Consider the following 24,957-nt stretch of genomic DNA (forward strand, 5'->3'; position numbering starts at 1 on the left):
ACGGCGTCGGTGGCGATCCAAAACCCGGTGCTTGCCTGAGAACGCTATACTCGCGGGCTAAATTTTGAACGACTCGACACAAGGACTCGCCCATGAAAGCGTTCGGCAAAATCCTGGGGCTCACCCTTCTCGGGCTGTTGCTGATCATCGTGGCTCTCGGCTTTGCCTTGACCCACTTTTTTGATCCCAACGACTACAAAGACGAGATTCGAAAACTGGTTCGCGATCGCGCCCATGTCGAGCTGACGCTCAATGGCGATATTGGCTGGAGCCTGTTTCCGTGGTTGGGCCTGGAGCTGCACGACGCCAGCGTCGCCACCTTGAGCGAGCCGACCAAACCCTTCGCCGACTTGCAGATGCTCGGGCTGTCCGTGCGTGTGCTGCCGCTGCTGCGCAAGGAAGTGCAGATGAGCGACGTGCGCGTCGAGGGCCTCAACCTGACGCTGACCCGCGACGAAAACGGCCACGGCAACTGGGAAGACATCGGCAAAGTGCCTGCCACCGCGGCCAATCCAGCCCAGCCCCCCGCCACGCCGGATGCGCCAGCTGATACCGCGTCGGCCAAGCCCGACAAGCAGTGGCAGCCGCTCAAGCTGGACATCGACAGCCTGACCGTGAACAACGCGCGGATCGATTTCAACGATATTCCCAAGGCCCGGCAATTCAGCGCCGAGAGCATCCAGTTGAGCACGGGGCCGATCCACAACGCGACTGACATCCCGCTGAAACTCACCGCCTTCCTCAGCACCAACCAACCCGTCGTGCGCACCAAAACCGAACTGACCGGCAAGCTGCGTTTTGATCGCGTGCTCAAGCGTTACCAGTTCGACGACATGCGTTTCTCCGGCGATGTGACGGGCGATCCGCTCCAGGGCAAGACGCTGACGTTCTCGGCCCAGGGCCAGTTGCTGGCAGACATGTCCGCCAACGTGGCGGAATGGACCAATCTGAAGCTGTCCGCCAATCAACTGCGCGCCATCGGCGAGCTGCATGTACGTGATCTGGACAAGACGCCGCAGCTCACAGGCGGCATTTCGATTGCCCAGTTCAACCTGCGCGACTTCCTCGACAACATCGGCCAGCCTGCGCCAGCCCTTGGTGACGGCAGCCTGAACAAACTGGAACTGGTCACCCGCATCGCTGCAACGCCCAACAGCGTCTCGCTGGATGACCTGACGGTGAAACTCGACGACAGCACCATCACCGGCCACGTCGCTGTGGAAGACTTCGCCAAACAGTCCCTGCGCCTTCAACTCAAAGCCGATACGTTCAACGCCGACCGCTACCGCGTGCCCGAAGGTGAACAGGCGAAGAGCGCCGGCGCCGCGCGCAGAGCAGAAGTTCAAGGTGCCGAGGCCGAAGCGATGGTGGCCTCGGGCACTTCGCCGCTGCCAAACCAGCCGACCCAAGGTGCCTGGAGCGACGCAAAGCTGCTGCCCCTCGAGCGCCTGCGCAAACTGGATGTCGACGCCGACCTGAGCTTCGGCAAGCTGACGCTGGAAAAACTGCCGATCCAGAATGCGGCGCTGAAGACTTCTGCGCTCGATGGCGTGATCACGGTCGACAGCCTGCGCGGCGATTTGTACAACGGCAATTTGGAGGTCAAAGGCAATCTCGACGCGCGTCCCGAAGTGCCCTTGGCCAGCGTGCAGACGCATATCGCCAAGGTGCCGGTGGAGCACTTCATTCAGAGCCAGGGCACCACGCCGCCTCTGCGCGGCCTGCTCAACCTCACCAGCGATGTGACCGCCAAAGGCAACAGCGAGAAGGCATTGGTCGAGAGCCTTAACGGCACCGCCAGTTTTGCGCTGAACGACGGCGTGCTAGTCAATGCCAACCTTGAGCAGCAGCTGTGCCGTGGCATCTCGACGCTCAACCGCAAGAGCTTGCGTGGCGAACCGCGCGGCAAGGACACGCCCTTCCAGCAGTTGAATGGCAACCTGGTGTTCCGCAACGGCGTCGCCAGCAACCCGGACCTGAAAGTTCGCACACCGGGCTTGACCGTCAACGGCGATGGCGACATCGACCTGCGTGTTATGGGCATGAATTACCGCGTCGGCGTGATCATCGAAGGCGACAAGAGCGACATGCCGGATCCGGCCTGCGAAGTGAACCCGCGTTTTGTCGGCATCGAATGGCCGGTGCTCTGCCGTGGCCCGCTCGAAATGGGCGCCAAGGCCTGTCGTCTGGATAACGACGGCTTGGGCAAAGTCGCCGCGAAACTGGCAGGCGACCGGATTGGCGACAAGATCGATGAAAAGCTGGGGGACAAGGTCAGCCCCGAGCTCAAGGATGCGATCAAGGGATTGTTCAAGCGTTAACCCTGACTAACAGGCGCCGCGCCGTTAAGTTGTGGGAGTGAGCTCACTCCCACATTCAGTTTTGGCTGGCCTCCGACAGCGCGGCGTCTGGCAACGTATATAGCAACCCAACATCTTTTGATCACCGGAAGCCTTGATGCAACCCGAGCAGTTCTCCTCCGCCGTTCTCGACTGGTACGACCGCCACGGCCGTCACGATCTTCCTTGGCAACACGACATCACCCCGTACCGGGTGTGGGTGTCGGAAATCATGCTGCAGCAAACCCAGGTCAGCACGGTGCTTGGCTATTTCGGCACATTCATGGAAGCGCTGCCCACGGTGCAGGCTCTGGCCGAAGCGCCGGAAGATGAGGTCCTGCATCTGTGGACCGGGCTGGGCTACTACACCCGCGCGCGCAACCTGCAGAAAGCCGCGAAAATCGTGGTGGCCGAGCACGGCGGTGAGTTTCCCCGCGACGTGGAAAAGCTCGTCGAGCTGCCCGGTATCGGCCTCTCGACGGCAGGCGCGATTGCCAGTATCAGCATGGGCCTGCGCGCGCCGATCCTCGATGGCAACGTCAAGCGCGTACTCGCCCGCTTCACCGCCCAGGAAGGCTATCCCGGCGAGCCCAAGGTGGCGAAGCAGATGTGGGCCACGGCCGAGCGCTACACGCCGCACAGCCGGGTCAATCACTACACCCAGGCGATGATGGACCTGGGCGCCACGCTCTGCACCCGCACCAAACCCAGCTGCCTGCTCTGCCCCCTTGAGCGCGGTTGCGAGGCGCACATGCTCGGCCAGGAAACCCGCTATCCCATCCCGAAGCCGCGCAAGGTCGTGCCGCAAAAACGCACCTTGATGCCCATCTTCGCCAACCACGAAGGCGCGATTCTGCTTTATCGCCGCCCTTCGACCGGGCTGTGGGGCGGACTGTGGAGCCTGCCGGAACTGGACGACTTCAACGACATGCAGCATCTGGCCAATCAGCACGCCCTCGAGCTGGGCGAGCATCAAGCCTTGCCGGGCCTGATCCACACCTTCAGCCACTTTCAGCTAAGCATCGAGCCCTGGCTGGTCCGGGTCCGTGAGTCCGCCCATCACGTGGCCGAGGACGACTGGCTCTGGTATAACCTCGCCACCCCGCCGCGCCTGGGCCTTGCCGCCCCGGTGAAGAAACTGCTGAAACACGCAGCCGACGTATTGAATGCAGGAGAGTCCTCATGACCCGCACCGTGATGTGCCGCAAATACAAAGAAGAATTGCCTGGCCTGGACCGTCCGCCGTACCCGGGCGCCAAAGGTGAAGACATCTACAACCATGTCTCGCAGAAAGCCTGGGGCGACTGGCAGAAACACCAGACCCTGCTGATCAACGAGCGCCGCCTGAACATGATGAACGCCGAAGATCGCAAATTCCTGCAGACCGAGATGGACAAATACCTGTCCGGCGAGGAATACGCCAAGGCCGACGGCTACGTTCCCCCTGCCGAATAAGCCTTTGCAGACAGTGGTCGTCGTAAGCGGAGGAAATAATTCAGATTTTTTTCGACACCATGCTTGACGACCTCCTGAAAAACACGTTTAATGCGCCCCGTTGCCCAGATAGCTCAGTCGGTAGAGCAGGGGATTGAAAATCCCCGTGTCGGCGGTTCGATTCCGTCTCTGGGCACCACCTTTCGTTTTCAGGTGATGCCAAGCACACCTGAAAACACACAAGAAGCCCGCCTCGTGTGGGCTTTTTGCTTTTCACGGTTCCCTACCGTTTCCATGTAATCCCGGATAGATGTGAATGGATTCGTGAGCTCAGAGCCGGATCTGCGTGAAGACGCCGAGGTGCTGGCCGGCGTCTCCGACAATCGCGCTGTGTCGTCGCTCAAGTCGCTCGATTGGAGGTATGGGAGCAGATCGCCGGTCTATCGATCATGCTTGTTTTTCTTGTGCCCATGTCGCTTGCCGTGAGATCGATTGTTGCCGCCGTCATCTGCCAAGTTGCTACCCACTGCGCCTCCGGCAGCGCCGCCCAAGCCGGCACCTATGGTTGACCCTGTTGAGCCACCCAACTGGTTACCAATGACAGACCCACCCGCTGATCCCAGCCCCCCGCCGATAGCCGCTTCGGTCTTGCTTCCTCTTTTGGCGCCCAAAGCCCCGCCAGCGGCTCCGCCGACACCAGCACCAACCGCCGCGCCGGTGCTTCCACCCATTTGCTGTCCAATGACATTCCCAAGCGCACCGCCTATGCCTCCGCCCACTGCGGATGTTCCATCCCCAGCCGCCAGCGCGCATTGAGCGCCAAGCATTCCTAAAAGTAGTACCGGTACAGTGATTCGCATGGATTCAATCTCAAGTGGGTGAAGTAGCCTCTCGGAGAAGCATCGAGCAGGACTAAAACAACGGTGCTGGACTGGGCAAGGGAGATTCAACTCAGAGTATGTCCAGCGGGATGCTCATACCCACACATCGGCTGCCGTCGTTAAATCTTGATAGGGTAGAACTGCTGGCGGGTGGCCAGCGCCGGGATGGATAGCCACTCAGACCTACCCCTTGCGACTCCGTCTCCGGGCACCATAAATACCGAAAAACCCCTGCATCGAAATATTCAGGGGTTTTTTATTGGGCGTGATTTATTAACATTGCAGGCTTGAGCCGACTAGAGGACTTCGTGATGGCATCTGTCAGCAAGCAACAGAAACGAGCCAAGCGCGCCAAGACCAAAGCCAAAGAGCAGCGAGTCGCTCGCCAGCACCCGCAGACGCCCAACCCGATCGTCCCGGATTACTTCATGCCTGATTTCTTCTCGGACGACGACACATCGCTGCTCGACGACGATACCCTGCTCAAGAATTTCGTAGAGCCCGACATCCTCGAAACAATGGACGAGGAAGAGCGGGAGGCGATGGCGGCGGTGATCAGGGGCGAGGACATCGGGATGTCGATCACTGAGGACGAAATGCTGTTGACGGAGGTCTATCAGTCCCCTGCGCCAGAGCCGTCTCATGAACAACGCCTCGCCCATTACGAAGTGCTCAAGCGTGCCGAGCAGCAAAGTTTCCTCGATCTACTCGATGCCTTCGCCAGAGGTCCGATAGCGGCCCACGCTTTCTACGACATCGACTTCGACAACTACCTCGACGTCCTGGTGAACACGCTGGGCGCCTACATGATGTGGGCCCACGGACTGGATGAGGCGACCGTCAGGGCGCGCATTCACGACGACGATTTCTATGAAGCCTTCCGCGCCGTTCTCGGCGAGATAGAGATGGAATCCACAATGGAGATGCTGGGGATCGACCGCAACAAGTACGACGAACCCTCACAAGACTGAATACAATACCCGCCCGATGATCCTGGGCCATGCGAATGGCTGCACCGCACAAGGAACCGCCGTCATGGCCTCCCCCGACAAACAGCAAAAACGCGCCCAACGGGCAAAGGCCAAGGCCAAGCAGAACCGTTCCGGCAAGGCCCGGCCGAGCGTCATTCACCCGGTGCTCAATCATGCCTTCGTCAACGAGCCCTTTGATGACGTCGAGATCGACCTGAGCACGTTCGATTTCAAAGACATCGAAGAGAACGGCTTCGACCCGGCGGATTTCGACGACCTGTTCGAAGCGATGAAGCAGGCTGAATCGATAAGTTTGCTGGCGCTGTGCATAGTCTTCCTGCAATACCCGGTGCTTGAGCTGGTGATCGCTGAAGAAGATGAAGAGCCGGCGACCGACTTCATGATGGGCCTGCTGATCACCTACCGCGGGCTCTTCCATGAGGAAGACGAAGACTCGGCCGTTGAATGGATCGGCAGCGACGCCTTCCAGACCGCCTACAACGAAGCGTCGATGATCCTGCAGAAAAAGAATGCACAGGCAGCAGGCGGGCGTTCTTAAAACGTTTTTTGATTTACATGACACCGGTCAAAACGGTAGCTTTGCGCCATTACGAGAATGCAACTCCTTCTCAACTAAAGGCTGGCCGTTTTGACACTCCCAAACACTCCTTTGCCTGAACCGGCTTCAGGCGAAACGAGCCCTTACTCCCGAACCCGAATTTTCCTGCATTGGCTGTCTGCAGCCGTCATCCTGTGGGCGACCTTCAGCGGCTTCGGCGTGGCATTACTGGATCAGAACGAGCCATTTCGGCAGTGGGTTGAGTCGTTCAACCCGCAACTGACCAGCCTGTTTATTCCGTTTTTCGTCTGGCGGTTGTGGCTGGCGATCAAAGCCCCTGCGCGGCACTCCGCTAAAAACATCCAGGCGCGACTGGCGAGCGCTGCGCACAAGGCGATCTATGCGGTGGTGGCTGGCGTGCTGATTACCGGGGTGCTGATGATGAGCCATCCGGTCATGCTGCTGGCGCTGGTGCCGCTGCCACAGCTCATCCACTCGAAAATCATGCTGCTGGAGCTGCATCAGGTGCATCACGTTCTGTGTGCCGTTTTGGCAGGGTTGGTGGCGCTGCATCTGGCGGCGGTGGTGCTGCATCAGGTGCGGGGGAGATCGGTGCTGGCCAGGATGAGCTAAGACGCTGAACCTCCCACCGTGACCCAACCGTCGAGACAAAAAAAACCGCCATCATCCCTGATAGCGGCTTCTCGACAGCGGTCGGTCACAACCGACTCACTCCCCCATCAATTCAGCACAACCTTCCCTGCCTTCCCCGCCTTGCGACGGTTCGACACGATCAAACCGGCCGCCACGACCAGGATGCTCAGCAGCCCGGTGGCGATGATTTCCATGCGGTGGCCTTCCTGGAACAGCATGATGGTCAGTACGGCGACGATGAACACGATCACCGCCCAGGTCAGGCCCGGGAACAGCCACATGCGGAAGTCGATGGCCTGGCCTGCTGCTTCACGCTTGCGGCGCATACGCAGCTGGGAGACGGCGATGACCAGATACACCAGCAGCGCGATCGCGCCCGAGCTTGCCAGCAGGAAATCGAACACTGCTGCGGGTGCGACGTAGTTGGCGAACACGGCGGCAAACGCGGCACCGGTCGACAGCAGCACTGCCCAGTAAGGCGTGCCGGCTTTGGTGGTGCGCTGGGAAACAGCAGGCGCGTCGCCACGTTTGCCGAGGGAAAACAGCATGCGCGAAGCCGTGTACAGCGCCGAGTTCAGGCAACTGGTCACGGCGACCAGCACGACGATGTCGACAATCAGCTTGGCGTTCGGAATGCCCATCAGATCAAGCACGGTCTGGTACGAGCCCACTTCAGCCAGACGGCTGTCGTTCCACGGCACCAGCGAGACGACGAGGAGGATCGAGAGCAGGTAGAACAGGCAGATCCGCCAGATCACCGAGTTAGTGGCCTTGGTGATTTGCTGACCGGGATTCTTCGATTCAGCTGCCGCGATGGTGACAATCTCGGTCCCCATGAACGAGAACATGGTGGTCAGCATCGCTGCGAGCACCGCACCCATGCCGTTAGGCAGGAAGCCCTGCGTGTCGTACAAGTGGCTGACGCCGCTGACCTGGCTGTTCGGCAGCAGACCAAACACCGCCGCAATGCCCAGCAGCACGAAGCCAATGATCGCAATGACCTTGATCAGCGCGAACCAGAACTCGAACTCCCCGTAGTTCTTCACGCTGAACAGGTTGGTCGCGGTCAGCAGAAGGGTGATCACCAGCGTGAACGCCCAGATCGCCACGTTCGGGAACCACGCGTGGAGAATCGTCGCGGCGGCGTTGGCTTCCAGCGGAATGACCAATACCCAGAACCACCAGTACAACCAGCCGATGGTGAAGCCGGCCCAGTGCCCGATTGCGCGATCGGCGTAGGTCGAGAAAGAACCGGTGTCAGGCGAAGCGACGGCCATTTCCGCCAGCATGCGCATCACCAGCACCACCAGCGTACCTGCGGCGCCGTAGGCCAGAAGTACGGCCGGTCCGGCTTCGGCAATCGCGTGACCGGAGCCTACGAAGAGGCCGGCGCCGATTACGCCGGCGATCGACAGCATGGTGATGTGCCGCGGTTTGAGCCCTTGTTCAAGGTTTGAAGCGTTGGGTGTGCTGCTCATGGAACCAACCTTAGAAGGATTTTTGTACGGATCAGGACGTGTGGCGGCTCTTCGTAAAGAGAACACAACAGCTCTGTTATTTATTTTTTACGCAAGAATTACGCCAGGATGTTTCAGATACGACGTCGCAGCGGGATACGGCCGTTCCAGACGATTTCCGCAAGTCCATGAATGCAATAGCAATTCGCCAGTCGTGTAGGAAACGTTACCGAGCGCAACAGGAGGGAGACGATTGGCCGCACCGAAAATACACATTTAAAACGAAACGGCACCAAATAAGCGCACAAGACCGGCCGCCGATCGCGCCCGTGGCCGAAACACCCTTCCCCACGGCGGTTAAAGCTGGCACCATCGCGCCCTTTTTGCGCAAAGGCATTCTGAGCCGGCGCCCATCAAGCTCATCTTCATAAGCCTTCGCGCGATGCGCCAGTTGCAACTGCCAAGTAGCGTGTAACGGGTCAACCGATGAGCCCACCGAACACACGAGGACTGAACATGGCCGAGGCCACGCCCGCCCTGGAAATCCGCAATCTGCACAAGCGCTATGGCGAACTCGACGTGCTCAAGGGCATCTCGCTGAGTGCGCGCGATGGCGACGTGATCTCGATTCTGGGTTCCTCCGGCTCAGGCAAGTCGACGCTGCTGCGCTGCATCAATTTGCTGGAGAATCCCCATCAGGGGCAGATTCTCATTGCCGGCGAAGAGCTCAAGCTCAAAGCCACCCGCAAGGGTGAACTGATCGCTGCCGACAACCGTCAGATCAACCGCCTGCGCAGCGAGATCGGCTTCGTCTTTCAGAATTTCAATCTCTGGCCGCACATGACCGTCCTCGATAACATCACCGAGGCGCCGCGTCGCGTGCTGGGGCAGAGCAAGGCCGAGGCCACTGAAGTTGCCGAAGCGCTGCTGGCCAAAGTGGGGATTGCCGACAAGCGTCATGCCTATCCGGCGCAATTGTCGGGCGGCCAGCAACAACGTGCCGCCATTGCACGCACGCTGGCGATGCAGCCCAGGGTCATTCTGTTCGATGAGCCCACGTCTGCCCTCGATCCCGAGATGGTGCAGGAAGTGCTTAGTGTTATTCGTGGCCTGGCCGAAGAAGGCCGAACCATGTTGATGGTGACCCACGAAATGAATTTCGCCCGGCAGGTGTCCAGCGAAGTGGTTTTCCTGCACCAAGGGCTGGTAGAAGAACAAGGTTCGCCAGACCAGGTCTTCGATGACCCACGGTCGGCGCGCTGCAAACAATTCATGTCCAGCAATCGCTAACGGAGCAACATCGATGCAGACCCTGAGAAACATTCTGTTGGCCGCTGCCGCCACCCTGGCCATGGCATCCAGCGCCTTTGCTGCCGACACCCTGAAAATGGGCATCGAAGGCGCCTATCCGCCGTTCAACAACAAGGACGCCAGCGGTCAGGTCGTGGGCTTCGACGTCGAGATCGGCAACGCGCTGTGCGCGAAGATGAAAGTGACCTGTGAAACCGTCACCTCCGATTGGGACGGCATCATTCCCGCACTGAACGCGCAGAAGTTCGACTTCCTGATCTCGTCGATGTCGATCACCGAAGAACGCAAGCAGGCGGTCGACTTCACCATTCCGTACTACTCCAACAAGCTGCAGTTTGTCGCGCCTAAAACCACTAACCTCAGTGGCGACCTTGCCGCGATCAAGGAGACGTTGAAAGGCAAGACCATCGGTGCCCAACGCGCAACCCTGTCCGGCACGTGGCTGGAAGACAACTGGGGCGACGACGTGACCGTCAAGCTGTACGACTCCCAGGAAAACGCCTTTCTCGACTTGGCTTCGGGCCGCCTCGACGCACTGCTCGGCGACAAATACGCCAGCTACGAGTGGCTGAAAGGCAAGGAAGGCCAGAGCTTCGAGTTCAAGGGTGACGCGCTGCCGGTTGACGACAAGATCGGCATCGCCGTGCGCAAAGACGATCCGCTGCGCGACAAGCTCAACGAAGCGCTGAAAGAAATCATCGCCGACGGCACCTACAAGAAGATCAACGACAAGTATTTTCCGTTCAGCATCCTCTGACCTGCCTGACCATCGCCGCCGCCTGCTCGTGCAGACGGCGGCGTCTGTCCTTTAGACAAACAACGCCATGAACTTCGATCTCTATGGATTCGGCCCGGCCCTGGCCGCCGGCATGCTGATGACCCTCCAACTTGCGCTGTCGGCCCTCTGCCTGGGTCTCGTCCTCGGCCTGCTCGGGGCGCTGGCAAAAACGTCGCCGAATCGTGCCTTGCAGTGGCTGGGCGGCACCTATTCCACGCTGGTGCGCGGCATCCCCGAATTGCTGTGGGTGTTGCTGATCTACTTCGGCACGGTCAGCTCGATGCGGGCGATCGGCAAGCTGTTCGATATTCCGAACCTGTCGCTGAGCGCTTTCGCTGCTGGCGTCATTGCCCTGGGCCTGTGCTTCGGCGCGTACGCCACCGAGGTGTTTCGTGGCGCCATGCTGTCGATCCCGAAAGGCCATCGCGAGGCCGGGCTGGCGCTGGGCATGTCGCGCTCGCGCATCTTCTTCAAGCTGGTGATGCCGCAGATGTGGCGCATTGCACTGCCGGGGCTGGGCAATCTGTTCATGATCCTGATGAAGGACACCGCGCTGGTCTCGGTCATCGGGCTTGAGGAGGTCATGCGTCACGCGCAGATCGCCGTTACGTCCACCAAGCAGCCTTTCACCTTTTATATGGTCGCGGCGCTGATGTACCTGTGCATGACCGCGCTGTCGATGATGGGCCTGGCGTGGCTGGAAAAACGCGCTTCGGTGGGCTTTGCGAGGAGCGCGTCATGAGCTGGGAATTCGTCCTCAAATGGCTGCCGAAACTGCTGCACGGCGCCACCGTCACGCTGGAACTGGTCGCCGTCGCGGTGATTGCCGGCCTCATCCTTGCCATTCCGCTGGGCATCGCCCGCGCTTCCCGTAACCCCTACGTTCGGGCGCTCCCCTACGCTTACATCTTCTTTTTCCGTGGCACGCCCCTGCTGGTGCAGCTGTTTCTGGTCTATTACGGCCTGGCGCAGTTCGAGGTCGTCACCAAAGGTCCGCTTTGGCCGTACCTGCGCGATCCGTTCTTCTGCGCGGCGCTGACCATGACGCTGCACACGACCGCCTACATCGCCGAGATCCTGCGCGGCGCCATTCAGGCCGTGCCGCCCGGCGAAATCGAAGCGGCGCGCGCACTGGGCATGTCCAAAGGCAAAGCGCTGCTGTACATCATCCTGCCCCGCGCCGCACGCATCGGCCTGCCCGCGTACAGCAACGAAGTCATTCTGATGCTCAAGGCCAGCGCGCTGGCGAGCACCGTGACCCTGCTCGACATCACCGGCATGGCCCGCACCATCAACGCGCGGACCTACATGCCGGAGCAGACCTTCCTCATCGCCGGGTTGATCTATCTGGTGATGTCGTTCGTGCTGGTGCAAGGCTTCAAACTGCTGGAGCGGTATTTGCGGGTGGATGCCAGCCAAGGGCGGTGAGGACCGAGGCGCATCCTAGCGGAGATCCCCCGTCGTTCAGACGCCGGGGTTTCGCGCATTAAACACGGTCCATGTGGGAGTGAGCTTGCTCACGAAGGCGGCAGCTCAGCCGCCATAGATTTCCATGCCTGATGAGCGCTGCCCTGCCCCTGAATCACCGTATGCTGCACATCACCGCTCAACTGCCATAACCCAATGCCACTCACACCCGCCCAACTCCAATCCCAATTCACCGCGCTCGATGCCTTCCTCCTAGAGCATCAGGCCCTGTGGCGCCCGCGCCCCTTCACCCATCGCCACCTGCCGTGGGAAGCGCAGCACCCGGAGCTATCACGCTGGCTGCGACAACGTTCGCTCGAAGAGGCAGAAACTGCGCACAACCATCCCGAACAGCTCGATGCGCCGCAGCCCTTTGCTCAGTTGGCCTCGCTGTCGAAGGCGTTAAGCGAGATCGACGCGTTGCCCCCCGTTAGCCTGGAGCCTGTGCCATCGCGCATGAGCGTCGACGTGCCCGGCCGCAAATGGCAGCAAATCGAAGCCTTCGCCAGCAGCTTGAGCTTCCAGCGGCAGCCAACCCACTGGCTGGACTGGTGCTCGGGCAAAGGCCATCTAGGTCGGCGCCTCGCCCATGGTGGCCAAGCCCTGACCTGCCTGGAATACGACGCGCACCTGGTTGAAGCAGGACGGCAACTCAGCGACAAACTGGGCATCACCGCGGACCATCTGCATCAAGACGTCATGGCCAACGATGCCGGCTCGCGCCTGGAAGCCCATCACACGCCCGTCGCCCTCCACGCCTGCGGCGATCTTCATGTGCGCCTCATGCACCTTGCCAGCGACGCCCACTGCCAACAACTGGCCATCGCGCCCTGCTGCTACAACCGCATCGCCGGTGAGCGCTATGTTCCGATCTCCAAGCAGGGCCAAGCGTCCGCGCTTACGCTCTCAGTCGATGACCTCGGCCTGCCCCTCAGCGAAACCGTCACCGCTGGCGCCCGCGTACGCCGCCAACGCGACACCTCCATGGCCCGACGCCTCGGCTTCGACCTGCTGCAGCGACAGCTACGCGGCGTCGACGACTATTTGCCAACGCCTTCGCTGCCCAGCGCCTGGCTCGACAAACCCTACGCCGACTACTGCCGCGACCTCGCCGAACTCAAGCAACTGCCCTCCCCCGGCAGTCAGGACTGGACCGCCCTTGAAGCAGCGGGATGGGCGCGCTTGGCCGAAGTGCGCAACCTCGAACTGCTGCGCAACCTCTTCCGCCGACCGCTGGAAATGTGGCTCATCCTCGACCGCGCGCTTTATCTGACTGAACGCGGGTACGACGTACGCATCGGCACCTTCTGCGACAGCCAAGTCACTCCGCGGAATCTGCTCATTCTTGCAGAACGGCCTTGAGCATTTTTTGACGCACGTGCCTGTGGATAAGTCTGTTGATTAAATTCCAGCGAACGCCCGGAAATCCTGCTTTGGAGGGGATGTAACCATTTGTTCATTTTTTGGCCAGCATAAAATTGGCGCTAAAACAGTAGCTTGCGAACGATTGAGAATGGTTCCTGAATCTGACCGATCGTCGCCTTCGGTTTGTGCGGAATGTGAATAACGGTTATCACCTTCCGGCATAAGGGCCGCGAAAAAACTGAAATTAGGGCTTTACTCGCCAGATCAAATCCCTATAATCAGCGCCCACAACGCCGGTATAGCTCAGTTGGTAGAGCAACTGACTTGTAATCAGTAGGTCCCGGGTTCGACTCCTGGTGCCGGCACCAAGATATAGCGAAAGAGGCTCACCGAAAGGTGGGCCTTTTTTGTTTGTGCCAAATGCCACACTGCCAATCCGCGTAGGCGCGCGCTTGCCCGCGAAAGCGCCCTCCGCCGCACTACCGTCCTACCTCCCCGCCCAACCCCCACAAAAAGTCCGAAATCCCGTAGGACGCTTCTGAAATTAAGCGATATCCTCCCGACCGCTTGAACGTGTCTGATCCGGCGACTACCTTCCCGCTTGTCGTTGCGAACAACGACCGGGTTTAGTCGCCCGAACACGTCAGGCGCGTAACGCCCCATAACCTGAGCCGCTGTCATCGACATCGGTTCTGTCCTTTTATGGTGGCTGTACGAGGGGCACCTTCGGGTGCGCCGGGTGCCTGACTTCCCGGTCGACTAACCCGCGTACAGCCGCCACCCATTCGTTTAGTCGCGAACGGTGTCGGTCTCATCCAAGTCAGGAGAGACACCATGATCAGATCCACCCCTCACCCACCCGAAACACCCGCCCCCCAATCAACCTGCACTAACGCCAACCTCGGCAACCTGAGCCTGTTCTCGGTCAAGCCCGGCGTCAGAGCTGAGGACGCATTGCTCACCGCCTCCGAATACCTCGCCTGCGCCGCAGCCACCGCCTACGAAGTCGCAGATAACTGCACGCTGGAATTCCGCCCGTTGGCGCGCTTGGTGGTGCATCAGCTTGATGCAGCGCGGGCGTTGATTGAGGTGTCGATCGCCAAGGTGGGCGGTTCGTCTTTGTAGCTGCCCTACTGCGATCTATTCGCGTAGGCATTTCCCTGCGCCAACCTTCACCCGTCTCGTTCTCCCGGAAAGAGACGGGCGCTCCTACCGCTGCTGTGTTCGAGGTGCACTTGGGTTTGCACGGCAGGCGTCGCCTCCCGGTAGCTGCAACCTGGTTGCGCCTGATGAAAGCTACGTGAACCTTCTGTAACAAGTCATCCGCCATGCGAGGGATACCCTGCACGCACACAAGCTCAAAGGCTTTCATGAGCTACGAGCGGCGTACGCATGTGAGCGCTATGAGCAAATCACCCAACACCGCGCGCCTCTCAACGGCGGTCGATGTTTTCAGCTAGATAGAAATCTTGATCATGAGGCCCGGAGACAAATCAGCTATGAGCTAGGGCACTGTCGGATCGACGTGGTCGCGGCCTACATTGGTGGGCGAGCATGAGTAAGCCATTCGATATGGGTTGTTTCTAGCAGGGGTGCTGACTGGGTCCCACGCTACACGGCAACGTCATTTGCGGCAGGCGCAGATCATCCAGGCTGCAATTGCAGAGCGCTGGCAGCGAGAAACACCTTGGGCTTGGCAAAGAAAAAATTTGGCTTGGTTTCTCGAACATCGCATGCGTCAACACAGCGACGCTACGCGATACTACTACTTGCTGACTGTCCGGCTGCTTGCTCGACGTTTAGAAGCGTCATGGATTTTCAATCTCTAAAGCAGCAAATTAGTCAAGAGAAGAAGACCCATTGACCATCGCTAGACGTGGTGATGGCGCTGAGCTATCGTCGCTACAGCTTCGGTATATGCTATGTATTATTGCGCTTCGACCTAACCTCCCAGTTATATCATAGGGAAATCCATGACTGATTGTAAGCAGCAAGGTGATGATTTGAGCAAGGTTATAGAGCAAAAGATAAAAAATCAGTTTGAGGTAATTAAACGGATAGATGTTTACATTGGCACGACCAACACCAAGTGTACAATTATCATGTCTTACTGCGCGGCAGTAATTGCACTAATATTTGCTTTGCTTGGTAAGCTGGAAGTGGCAAATACAACTCAAATTATCGTGTGCATTGGCTTGTTTGGTTGTTTTAGCTTGATTGCCGCTGTTACCTGTATGCTAATGGCATGCTTTACTATATTCCCTGTGACATTTAGTAGTCCAAAAAAAAACAGAGGAGAGTCGCTAATTTTTTATGGAGATATAGCAGGCGCTAAAAGCGGTTCTGATGGTTACGCAAAACGAATCATTGAAGTCTCTGATGAAGACTACCTAAATGATTTGAGTGGCCAAGTATTTACTTTGGCAAAAATTGTCGACCGAAAATTTTGGATCATACAAAAATTGTCCGTTGTTCTGTGTGTTCATTTTTTGTGTGTCTCAGTATTTCTTGTAGCTTTTGTTATTAATGCTTTTTCGTAGAGGGATCTGTGTTGAAGAGAAGTATTTCAAGAGAATCTTTTGCCCGGATGTTGGATTCGGAAATAAAGAAGAGCAATAAAAATAAGTCTTTCGCAATGGATGCTTCGCTGGGGCGCGCATCAATGGAAAGCTTGAATGAACATGTTGAAAAATCACTAGCGACATCAGATGCTTTTGATCAGGAAGCAATCCAGCAGGATATTCGCACTTCGTTTAGAAGGGATGGAGTTAACCAAGGTAAAATTGGAACTCATCCTGACTTTGTGCATCTCGCGGAAACTGATGACCAGGAGAATCATTACATCTGCTCGCTTTTTCTAGATATAAAAAACTCAACAAGACTTACTTTTATATATGAGCTTCATGAAGTCGTGGCTATCAAGAATACGATTTTGAAAGCTGCAGCTGAAACCGTGCGAGCCATGGACGGGCATGTTCATCGGTTTATGGGAGACGCCTTGCTAGCTTTCTTTGGAGGTAAAGCACAGGATAAAGACGACAGCATAATTAATGCTATTAATTGCGTTTCAGTTCTTGAGTCCTTGATGACGGGAACCATCATTCCTGTTCTTGAGCAGAAATATTTTCAGAATCCCAAGGCAGATTATTTGGGTTTTCGCATTGGCTTGGACTACGGCTCTCACGATGACGTGTTGTGGGCGTCTTACGGATTTAGAGGAGTTTACGAAGTAACTCCAACATCCTTCTTTGTAGATGTTGCGGCGAAGCTTCAAGGTATCGCTGGCAAGAACAAATCGATGCTTGGTCGAAGTATCATGGAAGAAATTGATCTTCCTGAGGATTACACAAAAATCAGAACTCGCACCCAAAAAAATAAATACGGCGAGATAGAAACTATCCCCCTGCCGAATCTCCCTAAGTCATATACGGATCGAGAAGGACGGGTTCACACATACAAGGTAAGGGAGCTGGATCATGCTAAGTATAGAGATTTGCTACCATTTGCAACTGAGCTAAAAGAATCGCATCCAAACTCGATGGTGGTGTCATGCCCTGGCATATCTTTTAAGTGCTTCATTGCAGATGGAAATACTTTGGTTGAGTACCCGTCGATTTCAAGAATGCTCAACAAAAACCTCAGCCTTAAATTCAAAGTTATATTTGACAAGTCGGTTCATGCTAGCCAAGACTTCCCCCTCGAGCTGAAGTTGACAAAGCGAAATCATGGTACAGAAGCTCAGCTGAAAGGGCAGCGAGGGACTTTCCCTATTACAAAAACTTCAGTTATTAAAGACAACAACTATTTGACAAGTTTCTTTAGGGCTGCCCCTCAGATCCATACGGATTCGACAGCGTATCGCGGGTTGCATACCATGGAAGCTGTAGTAACTGATGCTAAGGGGGCTGTTATTTTTAAAGATATTATCGGAGTATATATCAGATAGCTTTTGAGCAGCCTTTTCCCAGACAGTGTTGTTATTAGGTTTTGCTTGGTATGAGACCACGATCCAAGGCAGTTTTTGACCGATAGTTCCCTACGCCAAGCTCAGCGGGGGGCAGCCTGCTGCCCCCCGCAACCGTCCGGTTCTTTAAGAAGGGTACGCTGTCATCTATCGGCCATATGTTCAAAGTCCGTCTTATGCCGCGCATGTCAAACATCAGGCGACTGCCAAAGGATAGTTTTAGGGATAGAATGAAGTATAAGTTATTAAAAAATCTATGAAAATCAGATAGTTATTACAGACTTCGACTCCTGGTGCCGCACCAGATTCAGCAAAGAGACTCACCGAAAGGTAGGCCTATTTTGTTTGCGCGTTCCATAACCAAATGACAGGGCCTCAGTCGACACAGCCCCTCATTGTCCCGGCCCCAATCCACGGGCATCATCGTGCTTCGACATAAGGACGCGTCTCCATGGCCAACCCCAAACTCCACCTCCTGTGCGGAAAAATCGCATCCGGGAAATCCACCCTAGCTAATTCTATAAAAACCGAACACGCAGCGATCCTGCTGACCGAAGACCGTTGGCTCTCAAGGCTCTACCCAGACCAGATCCACTCGGTCGCCGACTACGTAACGCTCTCAAGAAGACTCCGAGATGTCGTAGGTCCTCTGGTCATCGACATGCTGAAGGCCGGGATCAATGTGGTTCTTGATTTCCCCGCCAACACTCCCGCAGACCGCCAATGGTTACGCAGTCTGGCGGATACCGCCCAAGCCTCTCACAGCCTTCATTTCATCGACGTCGACGACGAAACTTGCCGGGCCCGGCTGCACCTCAGAAACGAGCGCGGCGAACATGACTTCGCAGCGACTGACGCTGAGTTCGATTTGATCACCAGCTACTTTGTCGCCCCAGATATGGAAGAAGGGCTCAACGTAGTCGTTCACCGGGATCACGCCTAAACGACTGCCTCCATGAGAGAACCAAACCGTCAGCTTCAAATGGCGTCCGTTAGATTCAAAGCGCCCCCTCCCCCATCCCGCCCCCATCGAGTAACGTATACCCATCCAACGGGCCCTCGCGTCTGCGTCAGGACAGCGACCCGCCATCAGAATCACGATAGAAGGCCCAACCGTGCACAAAGTCCGATTGATCAAGTATGTCTGGACCCACCAGACCCCGGAGATTTCGTCCGAATGGTCCAAGCTGCTCTACGAAGTGGAGCTGCCGTTCGTCCCCTTTCATGGCTTGAACATTCAGCTGCCGATGCAACGCGTCTGGCGGATTCGGGATGTGGAGTGGAACGTCGAGGAGCAGACCTTTCGGTGCCATATCGAGGACCAGTTCATGAACCTGCTGGACGTGGACGACTCGTACGAGGACTGGATCGAGACGTTGCTGGAATGTGGCTGGGTGCTGAGCGGGCGCTACACCAATGAGCACAACAAGACCTAATTCGCCTTCGCTCAAATATTCCCCCGGAATCGACGCTGGATGCGCACTGCGCCCGGCAGAGATGACAAACCGATGCCAGACTGGATAACACACCTGGCACAAGGACTGTCCCGGCGCCCTATTCCCTTTGAGCATGACTGCCATGAAATGGATTTCCCGCTGTATCCATTGCGCGGCCAGCGCGCTGTTGGCGTGCTCGTCAGCAGCGTTTGCGCTGCCGACCGTCGACTTGTTCGTGGCCGAAGCGCCGCCACTGACGATGGACAGTCAAGGCGACCGGCACGGGATCGCGGGCGACATCAGCCTTCAGGCCATGGCGATGGCGGGGTATTCCGCTCACTTGCTGTCGCCGCCGTGGCCGCGCGCGCAACGCGATGTGGCGCTTGGGGCGAACAAGCTTATTGCGCCGCTGACCCGCACTCAAAGCCGGGAAGACAGCTTCACCTGGATCGCTCCGCTGATGACGATGGACCGGGCGTTTTTCAGCCTTGATCGTCACGTCGAGAGTTTTGAAGAGGCGCGCAAGACCTTCAAGATGATCGCTGTCGGCAGTGGCTCGGCGCAGGAGACGCGTCTACGTGAGGAAGGTTTTTCAGCGGCTCAGATTTATCCGCTGAAGATCGGCGAGAACCCGGCGCTGATGCTGCTCAAGGGCCGGGTAGATGCGTGGTTTAACGGCGTCCCGGAAACGCTCTACATCTGGAAGCAGATCAGCGATCGCCCGCTGATGATGAGCCGAGCGTTGATGACCGCCGATCTGTATCTGGCGTGCTCGAAGGACTGCGACCCCCAGATGGTCGAGAAGCTGAAGGCAGCGATCGACACGCTTCAGGCAGACGGGTCGATCAAACGCGTTCAGCATGACTATCTGAAAGGGCTGCCCGTCCAGTGATCGGGTCAGCCCTGCACTAACGCCCATGCTCGTCTGTCACGGCAGCAGAATCACCTTGTCGGCGCCGCCCTGATTGACTTCGGCGTAACGCGCCAGGCCCTCTTCCAGTGGAGACTCAAGCAGCCCGGTCGGCCGCGGCAAGGTGCCGTCGTCGAACTGCTTGCCGAACTGTTCAAGCATTCGCGCGCAGGCTTCAACGCCGTACAGCAGCGAGTTGATCCCAACCACCGAACCGCCCTTGCGGTACAGCGCCAGCGCCGGCAATTGCACGTGGCCGTCCACCGGCGCGGCGATGATTGCGATGCGACCGAATTGCGCCAATGCAGGGACAGCCGCCGGCAGCCAGAAGCCGGTGGTGTCGAAGATCACGTCGGCGCCGCCTGGAAAAACAGCGTTCACTTGAGCACCCAGGTCTTCTGGCTTGTCGAGCTGGATCGCGTTGAAGCCTTGCTCTTGCAGCGCTTGCAGTTGGTCCGTTTTACGCACCGCCGCCAGCACCTGGGCGCCGCGCACTTTCGCCAGTGCGATGGCGGCGCTTCCCACTGCGCCATTGGCACCGATGACCAGCAGCCGAGTGCCGGCCTGCACGAGGCTGCGCTCAAGTGCGTCCCACGCCGTGGTGTACGGGACGCCCAGACTGGCGGCCTGAGTGAAGCTCAGCGACGCCGGCTTGATCGCCACGCCCTTGGCCGACAGCGTGATGTAGCCCGCGTGGGAGCCGTCGCGGACAAAGCCGATCTCCTTGCCGGTGCCCCACACCTCCTTGCCGATCAGTTCTTGCGGTCCTTCAACGACCACGCCCGCGAAGTCACGACCCGGAATGCGCGGCATCGTGGTGTAGGGGAAGCGGCCAAGGACGTTTTTGACGTCGCTGGGGTTCAGGCCTGCGGCTTTGATCTGCACCAGAACTTCGCCGGCCGCGGGGACAGGCGTGGGCAGATCGACGACTTCCAGCGCAGCCAGGTCGCCGGTGCGGGAGAATTGCAGTGCTTTCATGATGGGTTCATCCGAAGTGGGGAAAGGGAGGTCGTCGATTCAGGAGGCCAGGTTGGAGAAGAACTGCTTGCCCACTGGCCATAGCCATTCACCGGCCTGCATGCCGAGCAAGCCAACCAGTGCGACGAGAGGCGGTGCCGGTGAGCGGAAGTCCAGCAGGCCATACAGCAACCCGACGGCGATACCGATTGCGAGGGAAATGACGTAGCTCATGACAAACTCCGGTGCGTGGGACGCGCAGCTCGATGGCGGCGGCGCGACTGCGTTAAGCGATGACCAGAGTGTAAGGAGGGCCGGCGAGCGCTACCGGCCAAGTGCTTCTGAATTTCGGACAGAGTCGGCGCAGGCGCTAGTGGGATGGATCAATGACCGGGTACTGGGAAGGCGCCATGCCCAGTTCGCGGCGGAACATGTCGCTGAAGCTGCTCGGTGAATACCCCATTGAACGGGCGATGGCATTGACCGGCACGCCCTGAATGATCTCCGCCACCGAGGTCGCCAGTTGCACCTGCCGCCGCCATTCGGCGAAGCCCATGCCGAGCACTGCCTGGAAAAGCCGCGACAACGTTCGCACACTGGCGCCGGCGTTTTCCGCGTGCTGCTCGAACGACACGTCGATGGACGGCTCGATCATCACCGCCTGACAGACGTTCATCAGCCGGCGGTCGCTGTCATCGGGCATCGGCACTTTCAGCAGCGAGCGCCGGGCGCGCTTGAGTTCGAGCAACGCCAGATTGACCACGGCATCGTAGTAGTCCGATTCCTTGTCCTGCTCGGCCACCAGACCGACGATCAGCTCGCGCAACAAGCGACCGACTTCCAGGACCTGAACCGTGGTGTCGAGGGTTCGGGCGAGCGCCGGGCGCAGGTAGATGTTGCGCATTTCCAGATCCGACACCACGCGGATGCCATGGGGCACGCCGGGCGGCAACCAGACCGCGCGCTGTGGTGGCACGACCAGCGCTTCGTTGGGCGTCTCGACCCACATCACGCCCGACATCGCGTACAGCACCTGCCCCCACTCATGCTCATGGGGCTCGATGTACAAGCCGCGCGGATACGTCCGTGACAAAGGCTGCACGGGGACGGCGGTATTGGAGAGGTCGGGTGGCGCGGCGATTGCCATGATGAAACCGGCTGGAGTGGGATGCCGCGATGGTAGCGGCAGAGCGGGCAGGATCGCCAGTGCGGTGAAGGCTCATAGCAGAACGCCCCGATCTTGCGACTGGGACGTCAGGGTAAATCAGTCAGCTCTTCAGCCGATCGACATCAGAACACGTTGATCGGGTAATCGACGAAGATCCGTGTTTCGTTACCGCCAACGTTGTATTGATCCACATCGTTGGAGACGCGCAGGAACGAGTTGCGCAGGCGTACCGAGAGGTCTTTGACCGGGCCGCTCTGGACCACGTAGGTCAATTGGCTGAACAATTCGCGCTCTTCGCCACGGCCCCGACCGCTGCCATCGTCGATGTTGTCGCCGCGCACGTAGGCCACGCGGTAGCTCAGGCCTGGAGTCACAACGGTGCCCAGGTTTACGCCATAGCCCACCTGCCACGAACGCTCGTCTTTGCCGTTGAAGTCCGACCAGTAGGAGTTCGCCAGGTAGATGGTATTGCCGCCATCGCCGGTGCCGCCTGCGTTGCGGTAGCCGCCGTAGGTGTAACCGGTCTCGCCGGTGCTGCGCTGATGCGCGATCGTGAACGAGTGGATGCCCACCGCCCACGTCGCCGCCAGGCTCCAGATCTTGTTGTCGCGGGCGTCGTCGACGGCGAAGTCTTTGTCCAGCTTGGTCTTGTAGCCGTTGAAATCGAAGGTCAGCGACTGATCTTTCGGCATCGCCCAGACGTAGTTCAGGTTCACGTACTGCTTCTTCAGCACGTCTTCGTCGTCGGAGGCGTAAAACGCGGCACTGAGGGCCTCGGTGAATTTGTAGCTGCCGCCGTAGACGTTGATGCTCTTCAGATCACCGCTGTCGCGGCCTTCGGCGCTCTTGCGGGTTTCGGCGGTAAAGCGGCCGGCCACCAGCGTGAGGCCCTTGATCTCTTTGGAGGTGATCATGGTGCCGGTGTACGACTCAGGCAGCAGGCGAGAGTTGTCGTAATTGAGTACCGGCAGCTCCGGCATCATGTCGCCGTACTTCAGTTCGGTATTGGACACCCGGAATTTGACCGCGCCGCCAAAGCGCGACAGGTCGTCCGCCGCGTTGCCGCTGTCGCCCTGCTTGAAGAAATCAATGCCGCCCGCGCCGCTCTTGCCCTTGCCACCGTCCAGACGCGCGGCGTACAGACCGAAAGCGTCAACGCCAACGCCCACCAGGCCTTGGGTGAAACCGGATGTGTAGCCGGCCATGAACGCCTGACCCCATTCCGAGCGGTCCTGCGGTCCGTTTTTGTAATCGCGATTGATGTAGGCGTTGCGCAGATTGATCTTCAGGCTGCTGTCTTCAACAAATCCTTTGGAATCTGCCTGACCGTCCGCCATGGCGTGAGTGGCGGCGAGGATGCCCAGAGCGAGCAGGCCGATACGCTGTTTCATCTTGTTGTCCTTGTGAGCGGATTAATCGCGCGCTGTGGCAAATGCCCCGGGTGGGCAGTTGCGTCTTCCGGGACTGGAACCGTTCCGGAAGCCCGCACGAAATCATCGCAGTGGACTACTGATGCACGTACATGGCGCTAGGCCACAGGCGGTGGAGGCGCGAATGCTATCCCCCGTCTGCCGATGGTGTCAATTTGATGGGAGTCAAACGGAGGCCCTGTAATGCCTGTTGCTCTAACTTCGTCAGCTGTGGAGCACGCCCAGCAACGCTTCGATCTCGGCGTCGTTGATCAGCCCGCTGGGGTACCGCTTCGTTAGCATCTTGCGAAAATCGCCCCGTTGTTTCAGCGCCTGTTCGTCGTGCATGGGCACCATCGGGATCCGGGTCGTCCGTAACCAGTCCGCCATCATCTGCCGTGCTTCACTGCTCGCAGAAAAACCTCGAGTCACTCGCAACTCATGACCTGCGTTCATAAGGACAACCTCTTATGTCGTGGACTGCGAAATCTACGGAGCTTTTGTTACAGACGGACGACCTTGCGGGGGCATTTACGCACCGCTGGGATCCCATCTTCCTACGGCTGACCGGAAACCGTCCGCCCATAAAAAAGCCCATCGTCTGATGGGCTTGATGACAGCAAGAAGCGAACCAACTCAGCCCCGGTGGGGGGCCGGTTGCTGCTGCGTCAGGCAGTGAATGTTGCCTCCGCCCAGTAGCATTTCGCGGCCAGGGACCATGACCACCTCGTGTTCCGGGAACAGCTGCTGGAGGATCTGGCGGGCCGTGTCATCCATCGGATCGTCGAAACACGGGGCAATGATCCCGCCGTTGACGATCAGAAAATTCACGTACGAGCCGGCCAGACGCACCGATGGGTTGCGCTCCTGACTGCCGTGCACCTGATCCACCCCGGCGCACTCTTCTTCGGTGGCATACAGCGGACCCGGGATCGGCATCTTGTGTACGACAAACGGACGTCCCTTGGCGTCGCGGGCATTTTCCAGCACCTTCATCGCTGCCTGGCAGCGCGGGAAATTGGGGTCTTTCGGATCATCTGTCCAGGCGAGTAACACTTCACCGGGGCGTACGTAGCAGCAGAAGTTATCCACATGCCCGTCGGTCTCGTCGTTGTACAAACCATCCGGCAGCCAGATGATTTTTTCGACCGACAGGTGATCGCGCAGCACGGCTTCGATGTCTTCGCGGGACAAGTGCGGGTTGCGGTTGCGATTGAGCAGGCATTCTTCGGTGGTGATCAGCGTGCCCTCGCCATCGACGTGGATCGAACCGCCTTCCAGCACGAAACCTTCGGTGACATAGCGCGGGCAGCGCTCGATTTCCAACACTTTGCTGGCGACCTGTTCATCCAGGTTCCACGGTGCGTAAAGCCCGCCGTCGAAACCGCCCCAGGCATTGAAGCCCCAATTGACGCCGCGAACCTCGCCCGCGTCGTTGATAACGAAGGTAGGGCCGCTATCGCGCACCCAAGCGTCGTTACTGCTCAGCTCGACGACGCGAATGTTGGGCACATTCAGTCGTGCGCGGGCGTTGTCGTACTGTGCGGCCGAGACGCCAACGGTGACAGGCTCGAAACGGGCGATGGCCTTGGCCACTGCGACGTGATCGTTCTGCACGGGCTTGCCGCCCAGACGCCAGTTGTCAGGGCGCTCGGGCCAGATCATCCAGGTTTGCGTCTGCGGCGCCCACTCGGCAGGCATGTAGAAGCCATCGGCGCGGGGGGTGCTGTTGAGAGTGGTCACAGTAATCAGAACTCCATGAAACGACGAGGGCGTCTACAGCAAAATAAGAGAGACGTTATAGACGATAAAAATCGGATTTAAAAACATTAATCAAGCTTCCTGCGCTTGCCGTGGCAATTTACACCGATATATATCGGCCAATTCAAGGCTGGGA

The 24,957-nt window shown here is 58.4% G+C and carries 25 protein-coding genes, 2 tRNA genes and 2 pseudogenes; 21 read left to right on the plus strand and 8 right to left on the minus strand.

Translation table 11 applies throughout. The features are described from left to right. Positions 1 to 92: 92 nt before the first annotated feature. The 4 genes from ACYASU_RS17055 to ACYASU_RS17070 all read left to right on the plus strand — a co-directional run bounded on the left by ACYASU_RS17055 (position 93) and on the right by ACYASU_RS17070 (position 3,972). Entirely contained in the window at positions 93 to 2,321 is a 2,229-nt protein-coding gene (locus ACYASU_RS17055) for an AsmA family protein (RefSeq protein WP_463583457.1), read from the plus strand. Between the two features lie 136 nt (positions 2,322 to 2,457). Then, positions 2,458 to 3,525, plus strand: a complete 1,068-nt coding sequence (mutY, locus tag ACYASU_RS17060; protein WP_463583458.1) for an A/G-specific adenine glycosylase — start codon at positions 2,458 to 2,460, stop codon at positions 3,523 to 3,525. Then, positions 3,522 to 3,794: an oxidative damage protection protein gene (locus ACYASU_RS17065; RefSeq protein ID WP_192130801.1), complete on the plus strand. Its 273-nt coding sequence runs from the start codon at positions 3,522 to 3,524 to the stop codon at positions 3,792 to 3,794. The genes mutY and ACYASU_RS17065 overlap by 4 nt, the downstream gene beginning before the upstream one ends. Before the next feature lie 102 nt (positions 3,795 to 3,896). Then, a tRNA-Phe gene (locus ACYASU_RS17070) sits at positions 3,897 to 3,972 on the plus strand. A 241-nt stretch (positions 3,973 to 4,213) separates the two neighbouring features. On the opposite strand, the gene ACYASU_RS17075 is transcribed toward ACYASU_RS17070, so the two are convergent. Beyond that, positions 4,214 to 4,633 carry a glycine zipper domain-containing protein gene (locus ACYASU_RS17075; RefSeq protein WP_463583459.1) on the minus strand — a complete coding sequence of 140 codons (420 nt, stop codon included), beginning with the start codon at positions 4,631 to 4,633 and terminating at the stop codon, positions 4,214 to 4,216. 332 nt (positions 4,634 to 4,965) lie between these two features. Between ACYASU_RS17075 and ACYASU_RS17080 the strand changes: the two genes are divergently transcribed. From ACYASU_RS17080 to ACYASU_RS17090, 3 genes are all read left to right on the plus strand, one after another. After that, a complete protein-coding gene (locus ACYASU_RS17080) occupies positions 4,966 to 5,625 on the plus strand; it encodes a hypothetical protein (protein WP_463583460.1) in 660 nt (219 codons plus the stop codon). Between the two features lie 64 nt (positions 5,626 to 5,689). Beyond that, a complete protein-coding gene (locus ACYASU_RS17085; RefSeq protein WP_463583461.1) occupies positions 5,690 to 6,184 on the plus strand; it encodes a hypothetical protein in 495 nt (164 codons plus the stop codon). Positions 6,185 to 6,295: 111 nt separating this feature from the next. After that, entirely contained in the window at positions 6,296 to 6,817 is a 522-nt protein-coding gene (locus tag ACYASU_RS17090; RefSeq protein WP_463583479.1) for a cytochrome b, read from the plus strand. Positions 6,818 to 6,924: 107 nt separating this feature from the next. On the opposite strand, the gene gabP is transcribed toward ACYASU_RS17090, so the two are convergent. Continuing rightward, positions 6,925 to 8,316 carry a GABA permease gene (gene gabP, locus ACYASU_RS17095; RefSeq protein WP_282365668.1) on the minus strand — a complete coding sequence of 464 codons (1,392 nt, stop codon included), beginning with the start codon at positions 8,314 to 8,316 and terminating at the stop codon, positions 6,925 to 6,927. Between the two features lie 495 nt (positions 8,317 to 8,811). Between gabP and ACYASU_RS17100 the strand changes: the two genes are divergently transcribed. From ACYASU_RS17100 to ACYASU_RS17165, 14 genes and pseudogenes are all read left to right on the plus strand, one after another. Continuing rightward, on the plus strand, positions 8,812 to 9,585 hold the full coding sequence (locus tag ACYASU_RS17100; protein WP_282365670.1) for an ABC transporter ATP-binding protein: 774 nt from the start codon (positions 8,812 to 8,814) through the stop codon (positions 9,583 to 9,585). 13 nt (positions 9,586 to 9,598) lie between these two features. Next, a complete protein-coding gene (locus ACYASU_RS17105; protein WP_192171305.1) occupies positions 9,599 to 10,363 on the plus strand; it encodes an ABC transporter substrate-binding protein in 765 nt (254 codons plus the stop codon). Between the two features lie 67 nt (positions 10,364 to 10,430). Then, positions 10,431 to 11,126: an ABC transporter permease gene (locus tag ACYASU_RS17110; RefSeq protein WP_463583462.1), complete on the plus strand. Its 696-nt coding sequence runs from the start codon at positions 10,431 to 10,433 to the stop codon at positions 11,124 to 11,126. Further along, positions 11,123 to 11,812 carry an ABC transporter permease gene (locus ACYASU_RS17115; RefSeq protein ID WP_463583463.1) on the plus strand — a complete coding sequence of 230 codons (690 nt, stop codon included), beginning with the start codon at positions 11,123 to 11,125 and terminating at the stop codon, positions 11,810 to 11,812. Before ACYASU_RS17110 ends, ACYASU_RS17115 begins: the two co-directional genes overlap by 4 nt. Before the next feature lie 195 nt (positions 11,813 to 12,007). Continuing rightward, positions 12,008 to 13,213 (plus strand): methyltransferase, encoded by a 1,206-nt coding sequence (locus ACYASU_RS17120; protein WP_463583464.1) that lies wholly within the window; start codon positions 12,008 to 12,010, stop codon positions 13,211 to 13,213. Between the two features lie 295 nt (positions 13,214 to 13,508). Further along, positions 13,509 to 13,584 (plus strand) — tRNA-Thr (locus ACYASU_RS17125). Between the two features lie 466 nt (positions 13,585 to 14,050). Beyond that, entirely contained in the window at positions 14,051 to 14,341 is a 291-nt protein-coding gene (locus ACYASU_RS17130) for a DUF6124 family protein (RefSeq protein ID WP_463583465.1), read from the plus strand. Between the two features lie 97 nt (positions 14,342 to 14,438). Then, positions 14,439 to 14,774, plus strand: a pseudogene (locus ACYASU_RS17135) (integrase domain-containing protein); the annotation flags it as partial. Next, positions 14,771 to 15,045, plus strand: a pseudogene (locus ACYASU_RS17140) (hypothetical protein). The pseudogenes ACYASU_RS17135 and ACYASU_RS17140, both read left to right, overlap by 4 nt. A gap of 144 nt (positions 15,046 to 15,189) precedes the next feature. Further along, the gene (locus tag ACYASU_RS17145) at positions 15,190 to 15,756 is read left to right on the plus strand and encodes a Pycsar system effector family protein (RefSeq protein ID WP_463583466.1); all 567 of its coding nucleotides are present in this window, start codon (positions 15,190 to 15,192) and stop codon (positions 15,754 to 15,756) included. A gap of 11 nt (positions 15,757 to 15,767) precedes the next feature. Further along, positions 15,768 to 17,162, plus strand: a complete 1,395-nt coding sequence (locus ACYASU_RS17150) for a nucleotide-binding domain-containing protein (RefSeq protein ID WP_463583467.1) — start codon at positions 15,768 to 15,770, stop codon at positions 17,160 to 17,162. Positions 17,163 to 17,631: 469 nt separating this feature from the next. Continuing rightward, the gene (locus ACYASU_RS17155) at positions 17,632 to 18,123 is read left to right on the plus strand and encodes a P-loop nucleotide/nucleoside kinase family protein (RefSeq protein ID WP_463583468.1); all 492 of its coding nucleotides are present in this window, start codon (positions 17,632 to 17,634) and stop codon (positions 18,121 to 18,123) included. 172 nt (positions 18,124 to 18,295) lie between these two features. Then, entirely contained in the window at positions 18,296 to 18,616 is a 321-nt protein-coding gene (locus ACYASU_RS17160) for a hypothetical protein (protein WP_037016364.1), read from the plus strand. A gap of 142 nt (positions 18,617 to 18,758) precedes the next feature. Next, complete coding sequence (locus ACYASU_RS17165) at positions 18,759 to 19,508, plus strand: substrate-binding periplasmic protein (protein ID WP_463583469.1); 750 nt, start codon at positions 18,759 to 18,761, stop codon at positions 19,506 to 19,508. A 36-nt stretch (positions 19,509 to 19,544) separates the two neighbouring features. Here the strand turns inward: ACYASU_RS17165 and ACYASU_RS17170 are convergent, their stop codons facing one another. From ACYASU_RS17170 to aguA, 6 genes are all read right to left on the minus strand, one after another. Next, positions 19,545 to 20,504 (minus strand): quinone oxidoreductase family protein, encoded by a 960-nt coding sequence (locus tag ACYASU_RS17170; RefSeq protein WP_463583470.1) that lies wholly within the window; start codon positions 20,502 to 20,504, stop codon positions 19,545 to 19,547. Between the two features lie 39 nt (positions 20,505 to 20,543). Beyond that, positions 20,544 to 20,717 (minus strand): DUF1427 family protein, encoded by a 174-nt coding sequence (locus ACYASU_RS17175; RefSeq protein ID WP_133773621.1) that lies wholly within the window; start codon positions 20,715 to 20,717, stop codon positions 20,544 to 20,546. Positions 20,718 to 20,853: 136 nt separating this feature from the next. Then, complete coding sequence (locus tag ACYASU_RS17180; RefSeq protein ID WP_463583471.1) at positions 20,854 to 21,630, minus strand: AraC family transcriptional regulator; 777 nt, start codon at positions 21,628 to 21,630, stop codon at positions 20,854 to 20,856. Positions 21,631 to 21,773: 143 nt separating this feature from the next. Beyond that, positions 21,774 to 23,042 (minus strand): OprD family porin, encoded by a 1,269-nt coding sequence (locus ACYASU_RS17185; protein ID WP_463583472.1) that lies wholly within the window; start codon positions 23,040 to 23,042, stop codon positions 21,774 to 21,776. 243 nt (positions 23,043 to 23,285) lie between these two features. Further along, positions 23,286 to 23,516, minus strand: a complete 231-nt coding sequence (locus tag ACYASU_RS17190; protein ID WP_192171319.1) for a hypothetical protein — start codon at positions 23,514 to 23,516, stop codon at positions 23,286 to 23,288. Positions 23,517 to 23,696: 180 nt separating this feature from the next. Next, a complete protein-coding gene (aguA, locus tag ACYASU_RS17195) occupies positions 23,697 to 24,803 on the minus strand; it encodes an agmatine deiminase (protein WP_463583473.1) in 1,107 nt (368 codons plus the stop codon). Positions 24,804 to 24,957: the final 154 nt, after the last annotated feature.

It is taken from the genome of Pseudomonas sp. HP_12, assembly GCF_055283955.1.